Source organism: Streptomyces sp. NPDC059850 (genome assembly GCF_042731515.1).
Taxonomy (GTDB): domain Bacteria; phylum Actinomycetota; class Actinomycetes; order Streptomycetales; family Streptomycetaceae; genus Streptomyces.
This window is the reverse complement of the sequence record NZ_JBHWJI010000041.1, coordinates 18,156-35,093: the sequence shown is the minus strand read 5'-3', so window position 1 is coordinate 35,093 and position 16,938 is coordinate 18,156. Positions and strand designations below refer to the sequence as shown.

Sequence of the window (16,938 nt, the reverse complement as noted above, 5' to 3'; positions counted from 1 at the left end):
GTGCCGCACGCACTGTCACAGATCCGCGAGCTGTTCATCTGGCCGCACGCCGGATGCAACCACCGCTGTGTGTCGTGTGACATCTGGCAGGACAAGTCCCGCCGCGAACTCGCCGCGGAGGACATCGAGCGCTGGGCGAAGGAGTGGGAGGACCTCGGCGTCAAGGAGGTCATCCTCACCGGCGGTGAGCCGCTGATGCACCGCGATCTCGCGGCGGTGGCCAAGCCGCTGCGCGAGCGGGGCATTCCGCTGGTGCTGCTGTCCACCGGCATCCTGCTCAAGAAGCACGCCCAGCAGGTGGTGGACAACTACGAGGTCGTCCTGGTCAGCCTCGACGGGCCGCCCGCCATCCACGATGAGGTCCGCAGGGTCCCGCGCGCCTACGACCACCTGGTGCGCGGGCTGGAGGCGGTCCGCGCGCTCAAGCCGGAGATCCGGGTCGCCGCGCGCTGCACGGTCCACCGCTACAATTACCGGCACCTGGCCGAGACGGTGCGCACCGCCCAGGAACTCGGTGTCTACCGCTTCAGCTTCATCCCGGCCGATGTGACCAGCGAGGCGTTCAACCGGGCCGGTGGCTGGGACGCCGACCGGCAGGAAGACCTGGTGATCGCCCCGGAGGCACTGCCCGGGCTGGACGCGGAACTGGACCGCATGTTCGAGGAGTGCGCGGACGCCTTCACCAGCGGGATGATCCAGGAAAGCCCCGACTATATCCGCGCCTACGTCCGGCAGTACTACGCGGCCTTCCACCGTGAGGCCGAGTACCCGCCCGTGTCCTGCAACCTCCCCTGGGGGTCCGCTGTGATCGAGGTGGACGGCACGGTACGGCCCTGCTTCTTCCAGAAGGAGTACGGAAACCTGCACGAGGCCGGGAGTCTGGAAGCCCTGCTCAACTCCCCGGCCGCCGTGCGGTGGCGCGAGGAGCTGGACGTGGCGACCGACGAGACGTGCCGGCGCTGCGTGTGCTTCAACACCCTCGACCTGCCCGCCGGGACCGGCCCCCGGTGACCATCGTCCTCGACCGGCCGGTGGCCACCGCGCGGACCCCGGTGGACCTGCACCTGCACAGCACCGTGTCCGACGGCGACGACACCCCGGCCGACCTCGCGCGCGCCTGCGTCGAGGCGGGCCTCGCGGTCGCGGCCCTCACCGACCACGACAGCGTGGCGGGCGTGGCCGAGTTCCGCGCCGTCGCGGAACCCGCCGGGCTGACCGTCGTGGCGGGCACCGAGATCACCGTCGAGTGGGGCGGTCAGGAAGCGCACTGCCTGGCCTACTTCGTCGACCCCGCCGACCCGGTGTTCGCGGCGCGGATCGATGGTGTGCGGGGCGCCGAGGTGGAGTGGTGGCGCACCTGGTTCGGCCGCGCCGCCGACCTCGGCGTGGGCATCTCCTGGGCCGACGTGACGCAGCGGTTCGGCGCGGACCGTGTCGCCTTCCTCGGGGACTACCTCGACCTGTTCCTCACCGCGGCGGCCGGGGATCCCCGCTTCGGCGGCTACGAACGGGGCGGCCGGCACAGCCGGCTCATCGCCGAGTGGTGCCGGGCGGGACAGCCGCTGCACGTACCGCACCCCACCAGGCCCCCGCTCGGCGACGTGGCCCGGTGGATCCGTGAGGCGGGCGGCGTCGCCGTACTCGCCCACCCCGCGCGGCTCCGGGACGAACCCGAGACGGCTCTGGCCCGGCTGCGCGACCTGGGTGTCGGCGGGGTGGAGGCATGGACGACCTGGCACGACCCCGCGGACACCCGCAGGGTCCTCGCGGCCTGCGCGTCACTGGGCCTGGTGGCGAGCCAGGGCTCCGACTGCCACGGGGGCCGCCTCAAGCCCTGGTCACCGGCGCCGGGGCTGGTGCCCGAGGCGGCACCCGACCCCATGTCCATGGTCGAGCGGCTCCACGCCGCACGGGACTGACCCCGGCCCGCCACGGGCGGAGCACCTGCACGAACCACAAGCGACGGGAGCGGAAGCCAGTGACACCAGAAGACAACCGCACGACCGGGAACTGGCGGCTGCTCCCGGTGGTCGCGCTGCGGCAATCGGGATTCGGATTCGAACTGCTGGAGCCGTACGCCGAACCCGAGGCGGTCGCCGAGGCCGCCCGCATGGCCGAAGCGGGCAGCCGCCTGAGAAGTCTCGCGCCCCAGCTCAAATCCTCGATCAAAGACGCCCGGCTGGGCGACAACGGGGCGTCGGCCTCCGCGGTCGGCACCCTGCGCCCGCTGTCCGAGGAGACCTTACGGCTGTTGGGGACACGGCTGCCCGCGCCGGCCGTGCCCGTCCTGCGCGCGTACCAGGAGACCGCGGTCGGCCTGGCCGCTGCCTGGCAGGCGTGGGAGGAAGGGCACGACGCGCGGATGCACCGGGCCAAGGGCGGACTGCGCGCCGCCTTCCGGGACAACCCGCTGCTCAGGGACGCGCTCCTGCTGTCCAACGAGGCCAACTACCCGCTGTTCGCCGCCTGGCTGGACGGCGCGGAGGGCGTCGGCGGCCCGCGCGGACGGAAGATGACCGACCTGCTCATCCGTTACCTCCAGCGGGTGACCACCAAGAACGAGACAGCCTCCCACTTCGGGCCGCTCAGCGTGGGGCTGGTCGACCGCACGGCGCGGGGCGTCTCCTGGGAGCGGGACACCCTGCGGCGGCGCGTGTTCCTGGCCCACTGGGCCGCCGAGAAGGTGGCCGGAGCGCTCGGGGCCGACCCCGCGCTGGCGTCCCGTATCCGGCCGCGCCGCCGCCCCTGGGCGTTCGAGCGCGACGGGGAGGTGAGGCTGTACGAGTTCACCACCGAGGACGGCTTCTCGGTGGACTGGGAGTTCCGCGCCGCCGCACCGCGCCGACTCGCCCCCGACGAGCTGGAGGTGTTCCGCCGCTGCGACGGCACCACCACGCTGGAGCGGCTGCGCGCGGACCTCGGCGAGAGCGTCACCGACACGCTGGCCGGACTGGTCGACAAGGGGCTCGTGGTGGCCCGCTTCGAGGTCCCGGTCGGGGTCACCGACCCGCTGGCGGCCCTTCGCGGCCAGGTGGGCGATGTCCCGGACATGGAACGGCTGGCCCGCGATCTGGCCGCGATCCCCGAGGCCGGTCTCGCCGACCGGCCGACGGCGATCACCGCCCTGAAAGAGTCCTTCGTCGGGATCACCGGTGCCGAGGCCAACCGCGGCACCGGAATGCACTACGCCGACCGCAGCGTCTTCTACGAGGAGTGCCACGGCCAGGTCGGGAGCCTCCGGCTCGGCGCGGACATCGCGGCACTGATCGAGGACGAGCTGGCACCGGTGTACGCCCTGGCCTTCGCCGTCCCCCGGCTCCGCATCGTCCGGGAGGGCGAGTTGCTCACCCGGTGGGTGACCCGGCGGTTCGGGACCGGTACCGACATCCCCCTGGACCGGTTCTACGCCGCCTACTTCGCCGACCGGGACCAGCTGCTCACGGACGTCGACAAGATCGACGACGAGATGAACGGGCTGGACTCCGAGCTGACCGACCTGCTCATCGGCGAGGCGGACCTCGGCGCGTCCGAGGTCACCGTGGATCCGAAGCGGCTCGCGGACTTCCTCAGGCGCTGCCCCGACGGGCCGCCCGCGCTGGTCAACCCCGATGTCATGCTCGCCTCGGCGGACACCGAGGCGCTCGCTCGCGGTGAGTTCCTGGCCGTCGTCGGCGACTGCCACGGTACGCGCGAACTGCTCAGCCACTCCAGCTTCGCGCCGCTGATCGCCGAGGAGTACCCGCGGTTCACGGCCGACGCCACGGCGGCGTACCGGCAGCTCGTGGACGAGGACGAGGTGCTCTGCGACCTGGCCCGCAGCCACCCCGACAAGACGGCCTCCCGCAGCCCCCTCGACATGCTCGACCTGGAGATCTACGGCCGCTCCAGCCGCGACCGGGGACAGGTGATCCAGCCCTCCGCGCTCCGCCTGCGGGCCGAAGGCGGGCGGCTGAGCCTGCACGCCGACGGTGTGGCGGGCCGGCTGCGGCTGCTCGCACCGCCATCGGGAGGCCCCACCATCCGGCTCGACCCGCTCGCCCCGTTCGCCTTCCCGCGCCGGCTCGGCGGCCTGGTGCTCGAGGCGGACCGGCACACCCATGTGCCCCGCATCCGCACCGGCCGGATCGTGCTCCAGCGCGAACTGTGGCGGGTCCCGGTCGCCGAACTCACCGGGACCGGGCCCGACGGTGCGCAGCGCAAGGGCAACGCGGCCGAGTTCTACGCCGCCGCCGAGCTGCGCCTCCGGCACGGCCTGCCACGCCACACCTTCGTGAAGTTCGACAGCGAACCCAAGCCGCTGTACGTGGACTTCACCTCACCTCTCCTCGTACGGCAGATGTTCCGCCTGGCACACGGCGCGAGCGGACTGGCGACCTTCAGCGAGATGCTGCCCGGCCCGGACCAGCTGTGGCTGCGGCGGGACGGCGGAAGGTTCACCACCGAGCTTCGCTGTGCCGTACACACTGTCCGCGCCGATTCGACACCGGAGAAATGACGTGTCCTTCGACTATCGCATCGCCGACATCAACCTGGCCGAGCAGGGCCGGACGGCGATCAGGCTCGCCGAGCACGAGATGCCCGGCCTGATGGCGCTCCGGAACCGGTACCGAGCCGCCAGACCGCTGGCCGGGGTGCGGGTCGCCGGGTCGCTCGGCATGACAGTCGAGACGGCCGTGCTCATCGAGACACTGATCGAACTCGGTGCCGATGTCCGCTGGGCGACGTGCAACGTGCTGTCCACCATGGACCACGCGGCCGCCGCGATCGTGACCGGGCCGGACGGCACCCCCGACGCGCCGCGCGGCATCCCGGTCTTCGCGTGGATGGGGCTGACCCTCGACGAGTACTGGTGGTGCCACTCCCGCGCACTGCGGTGGCCGGACGGCGGCGGCCCCGACCTCATCCAGGACGACGGCGGCGACGCCACCCTGCTGCTGCACGAGTCGGTGAAGTGGGAGAAGTCCGGCACGGCACCCGACCCGGCGACCGGGCACAACGCCGAACGCGCCGCGCTGCTGCGGTTCATCGCCGACTCGATGGCCGAGGACGCCGGGCGGTGGACCGGCGTCATCGCGGGCATACGGGGCGTGGCGGAGGAGACGACCACCGGTGTCAGGGCGCTGCGCAGACTCGCCGACTCGGGAGAGCTGATGTTCCCGGGCATCAACGTGAACGACGCGGTGACCAAGTCAAAGCTGGACAACGTCTACGGCTGCCGCCACTCCCTGATCGACGGCCTGAACCGGGCGACCGACCGGATGATCAGCGGCAAGGTCGGCGTCGTCGTCGGCTACGGCGACGTCGGCAAGGGCTGCGCCTCCGCCCTGAAGGGGCTGGGCGCCCGGGTGATCGTCGTCGAGATCGACCCCATCTGCGCACTCCAGGCGGCGCTCGACGGCTACGAGGTGACCACCTTGGAAGAGGCCGCCCCGCGCGGCGACATCTTCATCACCGCGGCGGCCAACTGCGAGGTGATCCGCCCCGAGCACATGGAACGGATGAAGCACCAGGCGATCCTCGGCAACATGGGGCACAGCGACGTCGAGGTCGACGTGGCCGCGCTCGCGGCCGTGCCCGGCATCCGCAAGCGGGAACTCAAGCCGCAGGTCGACGAGTGGATCTGGCCGGACGGCCGGTCCCTGCTGGTGCTCTCGCAGGGCCGGGACCTCAACTTCGGCAACGCCACCGGCCATCCCGCCTTCGTCATGTCGGCGTCGTTCACGAACCAGGCGCTCGCCCTGCTCGAACTCGCCGACAACCGGGGCAGATACCCCGACGGTGTGCACACCCTCCCGCGCCACGTGGACGAGGAGGTCGCCCGGCTCCACCTGGACGCCCTCGGGGTCCGCCTGGCCCGGCTGACCCCGAACCAGGCACGGTACGCCGGTGTTCCGGTCGACGGCCCCTACAAGCGGCAGGACTACCGCTACTGAGCACCGCCGCTGCCCGGGCCGCGGGCGTCCCTGAACCACCCGACCCACAGGATCAGACCTTGTACATCCGATTGTTCGACCTCGCGCGACCACCCGTGACCGGGGGAACCGAGGAGACCGGCGTGCCGCGGGCGGCCGCCGCACTGGAGGGCGCGGGACACGACGTGTCCGTGGCCGGACCCGGCGATACGGCGCCGGGAACGCGGCGGCCCGACCTCCTCGTCGTATTCACCGGGCAGCCGCCGCGCGCGGCGGAGCAGACGACCGCGGCGCGCCTGGTCGCCTCGGCGCGCCGGGCGCACCCCGGGGTCCCCGTGGTCGCGGCCGGCCCGGCCGCGAGCCTCGACCCGCTGGGCACCCGCGACGTCCTGGGGGCGGACGGCAGTCTGCCGGGGGCGCCGGAGCAGGCGATCCCCTGGCTGGTCCAGGCATACGCCGACGACCGGGCGGTCCTCAGGGCGGACCGGCTGGGCAGGATCAGGCCCGCCTTTGGCCAGCCCGGCCCGGATGCCGGACCGGGAGGCGAGGACCCCCTGCCGGTCGAGGAGATCGCCGCCCGGGCGGCGCGGCTGCTGGGGCTCGGCACACCGGTTCCGGCCGGGGAGGGGTTCGAGTTCGCGGTCTTCCGGGCGCACGGCCGGGAACACGGCGATGTGGCACTGCGGGTGCCCCGGAAGGAAGTGATCCGCTACGGCGGACGCGATCCGTTCTTCACCCGCGACGCGCTGGAGCAGGAGCGCGTCATCGCGGCGCATCTGCACGCCCGGGGAATGCCGGTCCCCCAGCCGCTCGCGCTGGTGGAGACGGACCTGGCGCCGGTGCTGGCCTCCCGCTTCGTCCCCGGAGCGGGAACAGCCCCCGCGCCCGACCGGCTGGGCGAACTGATGGCACGACTGCACCAGCATCCCGCACCGCCCAGAATCCGCCCGATGGACCACGACGGATGGCCGATCGACGTAGGAGTGGCCCGCAGAGTCGCCACCCGGTGGGCATGGCTGGCCGGGCTCGTGCCCGGTCTCCCGCCGATCCCCGGTCTCGACCGGCTGATCCCCCTGCTGGCTCCGCTGGCCGCCCGCCCCAGGCTGCTCCATCTGGATCTGCGCCCCTGCAACATGGCCGCCTCCCGGGGAGAGCCGACCGGGCTGTTCGACTGGGGCTGCGCCATGATCGGGCACCCCGCCCTGGAACTGGCACGGCTCCGGGAGAACAACACCCTGCCCGAGAACGACCTGGACATCGACGCGTTCCTGGCGGGATACCGCCGAATCGCCCCGGAGCCGCGGCTGTCTCCCGTCGTCGACGCCCTGCTGCGCCTGGACGGCGTGACGATGCTCTGCGTCGTCTTCGGCAGCGGTGCCGACCCCGACCAGAAACGTATGGCACTGCTCGTCGAGCGGGCCGAGGCACTCGCAGAGAAGGTGAGACAAGCGTGACGGAGAACGCCGGTTCCGGTGCGGCGGAGAGCGGCCGGACCCCCGCCCCGCTCAGCGGGCGGATAGCGGGCAGCCCCAGCGCCCTGTGGCACGAGGAAGTGCTCGGCCCGCACTTCCGTTACGAGGTGACACACCTGCTGCCCTGGTACATCGTGATCGAGAAGGTCCTGGCCGCCGAGTACGCGCGGCTGGACCTGATCAGCGACGCGGACGCCCGGGCCCTGGGCCGGGCCCTGCACACCGCCGACGCCGAGGCGCTCGTGGCCGATCCGGCGTCCAACATGTCGGACATCACGTTCGCCCTGGAACGGTACGTGGAACAGCGGCTGCCGCGGCCCGTTCCGTCCTGGCACGTCGACCGGAGCCGCAACGACCTCCAGGCCACCGCGCAGCTGATGTTCGGACGCCACGAGCTGGCCGGGGCCGGTGCCGCGCTGCTGGACTTCGGCAAGGCCGTGCACCGGCTGGCCGGTGACACGCGTGAGCTGCCGATGCCCGGTCACACCCACTTCCAGGCGGCGCAGATCATCACGCCGGGCTACTACCTGTCCGCCGTCTCCGAGCAGATCCTGCACACACTGCGCCGCCTGCTGTCGACCTACGACGGTCTGAACGCCTCTCCCCTCGGCTCCGGGGCCATGGCCGGACAGGAACTCGGCTGGGACCGGGACCGGATGGCGCGGCTGCTGGGCTTCCAGCGGCCCCAGCCGGTAGCGCTGACCGCGGTGGCCTCGCGCGGCTGGGTGGCCGAGGTGACCGCGGAGATGGGGATCCTCTCCGTCGCGCTGAGCCGCTTCGTCACCGACTTGCTGACCTGGGGGAGCAGCGAGTTCGGCTTCATCGACCTGCCGGACGAGCTGTGCGGCATCTCCTCGGCGATGCCGCAGAAGAAGAACTTCCCGGTGCTCGAACGCATCCGGGGGCGCACCGCGCACCTGGCGACGTACCACCTGGACGCGGTGCTGGGACAGCGCAACACCCCGTACACCAACCTCGTCGAGGTGGGCAAGGAAGCCGGGGCGAACCTGTCGACCGCCTACGCCACCCTGCGCAGCGTGCTCAGGCTGTTCCGCGAGGTCATCGGCAGGCTGAGCTTCCGCGCGGACCGGATGCGGGCCGCCTGCGAGCGGGAGTACCTGGGCGGCTTCAGCCTCGCCAACGCGCTGACCCTCGACGAGGGCGTGCCGTGGCGGCGCGCGCAGGTGGTGGCCGGTGCCTACATCGTCGCGGCGATGGAGGCCGGGCTGCCACCGGACAAGCCCGACGCCGAACTGCTGCGGCGGGTGGCGCGGGAGCGCGGGTTCACCCTCGCCGACCCCGCGACGGTGCTCTCGGCCGTACGAGACGTCGACGCTGGTCTGCGGCGGCTGGCGTCCGCCGGGTCCGCCCATCCGGACTCCACCGCGGCCGTCCTGCGGGGTCAGGAGGACGAGTACGAACGGCTGGGCGCCGAGTGGGCCGACCGCGCCGACCTGATCACCGGTGGTCTGGCGGAGACGGATGGCCTGCTGGGGATCCGGCCGTGAACCTCACCAGACGACCCAACACATCGGAGGGGACGCCGTGATATACGGCAGCATGCAGGACGCGATCGGGCGGACGCCGCTGGTTCGGCTGCGGATGGACGCGCCGCAGGACGTCACGGTCTACGCGAAGCTGGAGCTGGCCAATCCGTTCGCGATGAAGGACCGGGTGGCCCGGCACATCGTCCTCAGGGCCCGGGAGCAGGGAGTGCTGCGGCCGGGAGCCCCGATCGTCGAAAGCTCCTCCGGCACGATGGCGCTCGGCATCGCACTCGTGGGCCGCGCGCTCGGGCACGATGTGCACATCGTCACGGACCCGAGGATCGACACGGTCACCAAGGCCAAGCTCCGCTCCCTGGGCTGCGAACTGCACGTGGTGCCCGAGATGACGTCCCAGGGCTGGCAGGGCGCGCGGCTGGAACGGCTCGATCAGCTCATGCGGGATCTACCCGGAGCCTTCTGGCCGCAGCAGTACAGCAACCCGGACAACCCGGGTGCCTACCGCGAACTCGCCGCCGAACTCCGTTCGGACCTGGGCCGCGTCGACATGCTGGTCGGCGCCGTCGGCTCCGGGGGCTCGCTGTGCGGATCGGCCCGCGCGCTGCGCCGCACCCAGCCGGGCCTGTGGGTCGTCGGGGTGGACTGCGTGGGCAGCGCTCTCTTCGAGCAGCCGGACGAGCCGAAGCGGCTGCAGAGCGGTCTCGGCAACAGCCTGCAGCCCAAGAACCTCGACCGGCGCGTCATCGACGAGGTCCACTGGCTCAACGACCGTGAGGCGTTCGAGGCCTCCGCCGCCCTCGCCCGCGAGCAGCAGATCTTCGCGGGGAACACCTCGGGGTCGGTCTACCGGGTGCTGGGCGATGTCGCGGCACGGGCCCAGCCGGGCGCCACCGTCGTGGGCATTTTCCCCGACCGCGGCGATCGCTACGCGGACACCGTGCACGATCCGGACTACTGGGCCGCGCAGCGGCTCGACGAGCTGGAACTGTCTCGCTCGCCGGAGGCGGTCGACTACGGGACACCGGTCCGCTCGTGGTCGCGCGCGGTCACCAAGGGGGACGTCGACACGCCCCGCCACCTGCTGTTCATCGAGTCCAACACCACCGGGACGGGCATGATCGCCATGCGCTCCGCGGCCGGACTCGATCTGCGGCCCGTGCTGCTCACCGGAGACCCCGGCCGCTACGCGGGCGTCGAGGAGACCGGCTGCGAGGTCCTGCTGTGCGACACCAACTCCGCGAACGCGCTCCGCTCGGCCATCCAGCGGCGCTTCACGCGCGAGGAGATCGCCGGTGTCACCACCACCAGTGACTTCTACGTACCGGCGGTCGCCGACCTCGCGGAGTGGCTGGGCCTGCCCGGAAGCCCCGTCGAGTCCGTGTCCACCTGCCGCGACAAGGCCGCGCTGCGCGCCGCGCTCACCGAGGCGAAGGTGGCCCAGCCCGCGTACGCGGTCGTGACCGATCCCGGCGAGGTGGCCGGTGCCGTGGCCGAGGTGGGCCTGCCCTGCGTGGTCAAGCCCACCGACGACTCGGGCTCCAACAACGTGCTGCTCTGCCACACTCGGGAACAGGCGGCGGCCCAGGTGGAACTGATTCTGGGCATCCACACCAACGTCCGCGGCATGCCCACCGCCCGGACGGTGCTCGTCGAGGCGTTCGCGGACGGGCCCGAGTACAGCGTGGAGATGTTCAGCCTCGACGGCGAGGCGGAATGCGTCGGCATCACCGCCAAACGGGTCGGCGGCGCACCGTACTTCGTGGAGACCGGCCACACCTTTCCCGCCGAGTTGCCCGACGACACCCGCGCCGCGGTCACCGACACCGTGCGGCGGGCGCTGACGGCCTGCGGAATCGCACTGGGCCCCACGCACACCGAGGTCAGGCTGACGGCGGACGGACCGGTGATCATCGAGATCAACCCACGGCTGGCCGGTGGGATGATCCCCGAACTGATACGGCTGGCCACCGGTGTCGACCTGCTGGAGCAGCAGCTGCGGGCGGCGGTCGGCCTGGCGCCCCTGCTGACCCCGAACCTCTCGGCGTACGCGGGGATCCGGTTCCTGATGGCGGACCGGCAGGGCACGCTGACGGACGTCGGCGGGCTCGCGGCCGCCACCGGCGTCGCCGGGGTGGAGCAGGTGAAGGTCACGGGCCGGGCCGGGGCCGGGGTGCGCCCCGCCCGCAACGCCTACGACCGGCTGGGCCACGTGATCGTGAGGGCGTCGAGCCCGGCCGAGGTGGCCGGGGCCCTGGAGAGCGCCGTCGCCGCCCTCCGGATCGAGGTGGCGGACGAACCGTCCGGGGACACCGTCGGCTGAACGACGCGGGGACCGGCCGTCTGACCGCCGGTCCCCGCGTCGTTACCGTTTTCAATAGGGGTGGGGCGGCGGGGCGTTCAGGCCCAGGCGCGGCGCAGCCGGGCCAGGTGCTCCAGTCCGCCCAGCACGGTGTCGGCGTCGTCGATGAAGTCGATCAGGCAGGCCACCTCGTCGACTCCGGCCGCCTTGACGCTCTGCAGGAGGTCCGCGTTCTCCTCCACGGTCCCGAAGAGGCCACCGGTCTCGAAGTACTTGTCGAAGCCGAGGGAGACCAGGAAGTCCATGTCCTCGGGGGTCAGGTCCTCCGGCGCCAGGTCGGGCATGATGTCGCCCGCGGCCTTCAGGAGCAGTCCGAGCGAGTTGCGCAGGTAGGCGGAGAAGGGCTCGCGCACGATCTCGCGTACGGCCTCCCGGTCGGTGCCGAGGAAGGTGTGAAGCATCAGCACCACATGGCCGGGGCGGTCGGCCTCCGGCAGCGCCTCGCGGTAGAGCGCGATCTTCGACGCCAGTTCCTCGACCGACTGCCCCAGCAGATGCGTGAGCAGCCCGGTCCCCATCTCGCCCGCCTCGCGGAACGTCTCGGGGTTGCCCGCGGCGGTCAGCCACACCGGCAGCTCCCGCCGTACCGGCGCCGGATAGGTGGGCAGTTCGCGGGTCTCGCCGTCCCCGTCGGGCACCGAGATGGTGCCACCGCGCCACAGTTCCCGTACGTCGGTGATCGTCCGAGCCAGCACCGCCTTGCGGTCGTGGTAGTTGTGCGGCGCCAGCGCGAAGTCCGCGGCGTGCCAACCGGACGCGAAGGAAAGCCCCACCCGGCCGCCCGAGAGGTTGTCGACCACGGACCACTCCTCGGCGATCCGCAGGGGGTGGTGCAGCGGCGCCACCACGCTGCCCGAACGGATCTGCACCCGTTCGGTGACCGCCGCCACGGCCGCGCCGGTGACGGCCGGGTTGGGGTAGGCCCCGCCGAAGGGGTGGAAGTGCCGCTCCGGCGTCCATACGGAGGTGAACCCGTGGGCGTCGGCGAAGCGAGCCCCTTCGAGCAGCAGCCGGTAGCCGTCCGTGCCGGCCGAGTTGTTGGCGAAGTAGAACAGGCCGAAATCCACCGGATTCCTCTTGTCTGTGGGGTGGTCGGGTCGGGACTGCGGTCCGGGGCCTCCGGCCGCGGCTCAGGACAGTTCGTCGAGTACCGCGGAGCCCGCCTCGGAGGTGCTGAGCGAGCCGCCGAGGTCCGGGGTGCACAGCCGCTTGGCGATGGTCCGCCCGACGGCGTCCCGGACCGCCGCCGCCTCGGTGCCGCGCGACGCGCGGTCCAGCAGCAGCGCGGCGCTGAGGATGGCGGCCAGCGGATTGGCGGTACCGGTGCCCGCGAGGTCCGGGGCGGACCCGTGGACCGGCTCGCACAGGACGAAACCGGTCTCCGGATTGAGGTTGGCCGAGGCCGCGGTGCCCATGCCGCCCGCCAACTGGGCGGTGAGGTCGCTCAGCACATCGCCGTGGGAGTTGTTGGCGACGATCATGTCGAACGCGGTCGGGTCCTCCACCAGGTGCATCACCGCGGCGTCGATGTACAGATGCCGGGTGGGCAGTTCCGGCCGACGGGCCGAGGCCTCGCGGAAACAGCGCTGCCACAGCGCTCCGTTGTTCGGAACGGCGTTGGCCTTGTCGACCAGGGTGACCGATCGGGTGGCATGCGCGAACGCGAAATCCATCGCCCGGCTCACCCCGCGGTGGGTGCTCACCTCGGTGTCGACGGCCGTCTCGTGCTCGGTTCCGCCGCGCAGGGCGCCGCCGATGCCCGCGTACAGGCCCTCGGTGTTCTCGCGCACCACGGTGCAGTCGATGGCTCTGCGCGCCGCGTCGCGCAGCGGGCTGAGCCGGTCGTGCAGCAGTGTGGCCGGACGGTGGTTGACGTACAGGTCCAGCTCGAACCGCAGACGCAGCAGGACGTCCCGGGCGTAGCCGGGATCGGTGACCCGTGGGTCGCCCACCGCGCCGAGGAGCGCGCCGTCGCTGTCGGCGACCCGGGCGAAGTCCTTGTCGGACAGGGCCGTGCCGGTGGCCAGGAACGTGTCCGCGCTGACGTGGCTGAGTACGTCGGTCTCCAGCTCGGGCGCCACCGCCTCGAGGACGCGCAGCGCCTCCGCGACGACCTCGGGCCCGATCCCGTCCCCCGGCAGGACGGCGATGCGCCTCACAGCGCTCCTCCGGAAGGCCTGGGCATCCACAGAGGTCTGGTCCGCTCGTACCCCGCGATCACCTCATGGGACCTCAGGGTCACCTCGATGTCGTCGAGTCCGTTGAGCAGCAGCCAGCGGGCGCGGGGCGCGACATCGAACGGCCAGTGTCGCTCGCCGTCGACGACCCGCTGGGCGCGCAGGTCGACGGTGAGCGCGAAGGCGGGCGACGCGTCGGCACGCTCCAGCAGCCCTTCCACGACGTCCGGCGGGAGCGCCACGGCGAGCAGGCCGTTGCGCAGCGCGTTGCGCAGGAAGATGTCGCCGAAGCTGGGGGCGATCACCGCCCGGAAACCGTAGTCCCGCAGCGCCCACACCGCATGTTCGCGGGAGGAGCCGGTGCCGAAGTTCGGCCCCGCGAGCAGGATGTCGGCTCCCGTGCGCTCCGGCTGGTTGAGCACGAACTCCGGGTCCTTGCGCCATCGGTTGAACAAGGCGTCCGCGAAACCCGTCTTGGTGAGTTTGCGGCAGAGCCGGGCCGGGATGATCTGGTCGGTGTCCACGTCGCTGCGGCGCAGCGGCACACAGGTGCCGGTGTGCTCGGTGAGCGCGTCCATGGTTGCTCGTTCCTCCTGCCGGTGCGCGGCGTTCAGTCGAGGTCGGCGGGGGCGGCGAGCCGTCCGGCGAGTGCCGTCGCGGCCGCCATCGCGGGGGAGACGAGGTGGGTGCGGGCCCCCGTGCCCTGGCGTCCTTCGTAGTTGCGGTTGGACGTGGAGGCGCAGCGCTGTGCGGCGGTCAGCCGGTCCGGGTTCATCCCGAGACACATCGAGCAGCCGGAGAACCGCCACTGCGCGCCCGCTTCGGTGAAGATCTTGTCCAGCCCCTCCTCCTCGGCCGCCCGCCGGACCTCCATCGAGCCGGGGACCACGAGCATCTCGACGCCGGACGCGATCACCCGGCCCCGCAGCACGTCGGCCGCCGCCCTGAGGTCCTCCAGCCTGCCGTTGGTGCATGAGCCGAGGAACACCGAGTCGACCCGGATGTCCCGCATCGCCGTCCCCGGTGTCAGGTCCATGTACTCCAGCGCCTTGCGGGCGACGGCGCGTTCGACCGCGTCGGTGAGCGCCTCGGGGTCGGGCACCCGGTCGCCGATCCCCACCGCCTGGCCCGGGTTGGTGCCCCAGGTGACGTGCGGGGTCAGGGACGAGGCGTCGATGACCACCGTGCGGTCGAAGGTCGCGTCCTCGTCGGTGCGCAACTCCCGCCAGGCGGCGGTGGCTTCCTCCCAGAGCGCGCCCCGCGGGCTTTCGGGACGGCCGCGCAGATACGCGAGCGTCGTCTCGTCCGGTGCGACCACACCGGCCCGTGCCCCGGCCTCGACGCTCATGTTGCACAGCGTCATGCGGCCCTCGACGGAGAGCGCGCGTACCGCCTCGCCCCGGTACTCCAGGACGTGTCCGTGCGCGCCGTTGGCCCCCAGCTTGGCGAGGAGCGCCAGCGCGAGGTCCTTGGCGGTGACGTCCTGGCGCGGCAGGCCGGTGAACTCGGCCGCCATGGTCCGTGGCCGCTGCAGCGCGAGCACCTGGGTGGCCAGCACATGCTCGACGTCGCTGGTGCCGACTCCGAAGGCGAGCGCGCCGAACGCGCCGTGGGTCGAGGTGTGGCTGTCGCCGCAGGTGACCGTCATTCCGGGCAGCACGACCCCGAGTTCGGGGCCCACCACGTGCACGATGCCCTGCCGGTCGTCGCCGTGGCGGAACAGCCGGATGCCCTGTTCGGCGCAGTTGCGCCGCAGGGTCTCCACCTGGAGGGAGGCCACCGGGTCACTGATGGTCAGGGAGTCGGTGGGAACGTTGTGGTCCTCGACCGCCAGGGTCAGATCGGGCCTGCGGACGCGGCGGCCCGCCTGGGCCAGCCCGTCGAACGCCTGGGCCGAGGTGGCCTCGTGGATGAGGTGCAGATCGATGTAGAGGAGGTCGGCCCCGTCCTCCTCCCGCTGGACGACGTGTGCGTCCCACAATTTGTCGACCAGCGTCGCGGGCGCGGTCATGCCGTCGCCGCCTCGGCGAAACGGACCGCGAGCCGCTCGGCGAGATCGTTCAGCTCGTCGCATTCGCCCGCCGGCCGCGAGGCCACGAACTCCTCGTACAGCGCGTCCACCAGCTCGTCGCCGGGGGTGATGTCCATTCGGTCGAGCAGGTACCGGAGAATGGATCTCCCGGAATGCCGCCCGACCAGCAGGGAGCGTTCGCGTCCGAAGAGGTGCGGGTTCAGGTATTCGTAGTTGATCGGGTTCTTGAGGATTCCGTCCTGATGTATTCCGGCCTCCGTGGCGAACGCGTTGATCCCGAAGACCGCCTTGTTGCGGTTCGGCGCGAGCGCGATGGTCTCCGCGAGCAGGAGATAGGCCGGATAGAGGCCGCTCAGCCGCACGTCGATGGTGGCGCCGAAATGATCACCTTTGTGCGTCAGAACGGCGGCCAGCTCTTCGAGCGGGGTGTTTCCGGCCCGTTCGCCGATTCCGCCGAGCGTGGCCTGCACTTCGTTGGCGCCCGCCTGGATTCCGGCCAGCGCATTGGCGAGGGAGAGGCCCATGTCGTCGTGGCAATGAGTGGAGAGGACGATGTCGTCCGGTATCCACGATCGTACGGACGCGCACAGATCGCCGTACTCCTGGGGCATCGCGCACCCGGTCGTGTCGGCGAGAATCACCGTGGTGGCGCCCTCCTCCACGGCTGTGGTGACCAGCGCCTCGATATGGTCCTTGCTGCCCCGGCTGGCGTCCTCGACGCCGAAGGAGATGTCGGTCGCCCCGAGTTCGGCGGCGAGCCGGATCGCGTCGCGCACCTCCTGGACGGACTCGGCGCGGGTGATGCCCCGTTTGTGCTCCAGGTGCAAGTCGCTGCCGGTGCCGCAGATCTGCACCTGGTGGTTGGGGCGGGCGCCGCCCGCGGCCATGGAGGCCCGGACGTCGGACATGGACGCGCGGTTGAAGGTCGCGAAGCGGGCGGTCGTCAGCGATTCGGCGATCAGCCGGGTCGCCTCGGCGTCCGCGGGGGAGGAGCCGGGGAAACCGGCTTCCACGATGTCCACGCCGTACGCCTGTGCCGCCAGCGCCAGCGGTAATTTCTGCTCCGGCGACATGGAATTTCCGGGTGCCTGTTCTCCGTCGCGCAATGTGGCATCGAATACAGAGATGCGGCGCCGGGGGTATGTGCTGTCAATGGTCACCTGGTCGCCCCCTGGGCGGTGTTGAGTGCCGTTTTCAGGCGGACGAGTCTCGCTGCCGCGCAGCCTCCTCCGATTTTTGCACCGTCGGAACAGTAATTCCCCTGGTGGCGGGCCGGGTAGCGCTTTCATGCTCGCGTGAATGTCCCAGATGAATAAAATGTAAAGAAACTGTACGCGGTCTTTCGGTTACTGTGCGTGACAAAATCGGAAGGGTGTGACAGCCATCATTCGCCTTGCTCTAAAACTCGTTGCCACCCGCGAGTTGCCGGACGACACTCCAGTAGCTTTCGACCATGAGCTTGGGGGAGTTCCGTGCAGCGG

The 16,938-nt window shown here is 71.5% G+C and carries 12 protein-coding genes; 7 read left to right on the top strand and 5 right to left on the bottom strand.

Features of this window, described 5'->3' with window-relative positions:
* From ACFV9T_RS28985 to ACFV9T_RS28955, 7 genes are read left to right on the top strand one after another with little or no spacing between them, the layout of a single operon-like run.
* Nucleotides 1-1,011, top strand: coding sequence for a radical SAM protein (locus ACFV9T_RS28985; RefSeq protein ID WP_385445377.1), 1,011 nt, complete (start codon nucleotides 1-3; stop codon nucleotides 1,009-1,011).
* Entirely contained in the window at nucleotides 1,008-1,919 is a 912-nt protein-coding gene (locus ACFV9T_RS28980) for a PHP domain-containing protein (RefSeq protein WP_385445376.1), read from the top strand. Before ACFV9T_RS28985 ends, ACFV9T_RS28980 begins: the two co-directional genes overlap by 4 nt.
* Nucleotides 1,920-1,978: 59 nt before the next feature.
* Complete coding sequence (locus tag ACFV9T_RS28975; RefSeq protein WP_385445375.1) at nucleotides 1,979-4,495, top strand: lantibiotic dehydratase; 2,517 nt, start codon at nucleotides 1,979-1,981, stop codon at nucleotides 4,493-4,495.
* 1 nt (nucleotide 4,496) lies between these two features.
* On the top strand, nucleotides 4,497-5,933 hold the full coding sequence (gene ahcY / locus ACFV9T_RS28970; RefSeq protein WP_385445373.1) for an adenosylhomocysteinase: 1,437 nt from the start codon (nucleotides 4,497-4,499) through the stop codon (nucleotides 5,931-5,933).
* Nucleotides 5,934-5,992: 59 nt separating this feature from the next.
* On the top strand, nucleotides 5,993-7,366 hold the full coding sequence (locus tag ACFV9T_RS28965) for a phosphotransferase (protein WP_385445371.1): 1,374 nt from the start codon (nucleotides 5,993-5,995) through the stop codon (nucleotides 7,364-7,366).
* Nucleotides 7,363-8,892: an argininosuccinate lyase gene (locus ACFV9T_RS28960; RefSeq protein WP_385445369.1), complete on the top strand. Its 1,530-nt coding sequence runs from the start codon at nucleotides 7,363-7,365 to the stop codon at nucleotides 8,890-8,892. The genes ACFV9T_RS28965 and ACFV9T_RS28960 overlap by 4 nt, the downstream gene beginning before the upstream one ends.
* Nucleotides 8,893-8,929: 37 nt before the next feature.
* Nucleotides 8,930-11,209, top strand: coding sequence for a pyridoxal-phosphate dependent enzyme (locus ACFV9T_RS28955; protein WP_385445367.1), 2,280 nt, complete (start codon nucleotides 8,930-8,932; stop codon nucleotides 11,207-11,209).
* Between the two features lie 77 nt (nucleotides 11,210-11,286).
* Here ACFV9T_RS28955 and ACFV9T_RS28950 read toward each other — a convergent pair whose 3' ends face one another.
* The 5 genes from ACFV9T_RS28950 to ACFV9T_RS28930 all read right to left on the bottom strand — a co-directional run bounded on the left by ACFV9T_RS28950 (nucleotide 11,287) and on the right by ACFV9T_RS28930 (nucleotide 16,617).
* Nucleotides 11,287-12,315: a MupA/Atu3671 family FMN-dependent luciferase-like monooxygenase gene (locus ACFV9T_RS28950; RefSeq protein ID WP_385445365.1), complete on the bottom strand. Its 1,029-nt coding sequence runs from the start codon at nucleotides 12,313-12,315 to the stop codon at nucleotides 11,287-11,289.
* A 63-nt stretch (nucleotides 12,316-12,378) separates the two neighbouring features.
* The gene (locus ACFV9T_RS28945; protein ID WP_385445364.1) at nucleotides 12,379-13,407 is read right to left on the bottom strand and encodes an isocitrate/isopropylmalate dehydrogenase family protein; all 1,029 of its coding nucleotides are present in this window, start codon (nucleotides 13,405-13,407) and stop codon (nucleotides 12,379-12,381) included.
* Nucleotides 13,404-14,003: a 3-isopropylmalate dehydratase small subunit gene (gene leuD, locus ACFV9T_RS28940; RefSeq protein ID WP_385445362.1), complete on the bottom strand. Its 600-nt coding sequence runs from the start codon at nucleotides 14,001-14,003 to the stop codon at nucleotides 13,404-13,406. The genes ACFV9T_RS28945 and leuD overlap by 4 nt, the downstream gene beginning before the upstream one ends.
* 32 nt (nucleotides 14,004-14,035) lie before the next feature.
* Nucleotides 14,036-15,436 carry a 3-isopropylmalate dehydratase large subunit gene (gene leuC, locus ACFV9T_RS28935; RefSeq protein WP_385445360.1) on the bottom strand — a complete coding sequence of 467 codons (1,401 nt, stop codon included), beginning with the start codon at nucleotides 15,434-15,436 and terminating at the stop codon, nucleotides 14,036-14,038.
* Nucleotides 15,433-16,617, bottom strand: a complete 1,185-nt coding sequence (locus ACFV9T_RS28930; RefSeq protein ID WP_385445358.1) for a LeuA family protein — start codon at nucleotides 16,615-16,617, stop codon at nucleotides 15,433-15,435. The genes leuC and ACFV9T_RS28930 overlap by 4 nt, the downstream gene beginning before the upstream one ends.
* Between the last annotated feature and the right edge of the window lie 321 nt (nucleotides 16,618-16,938).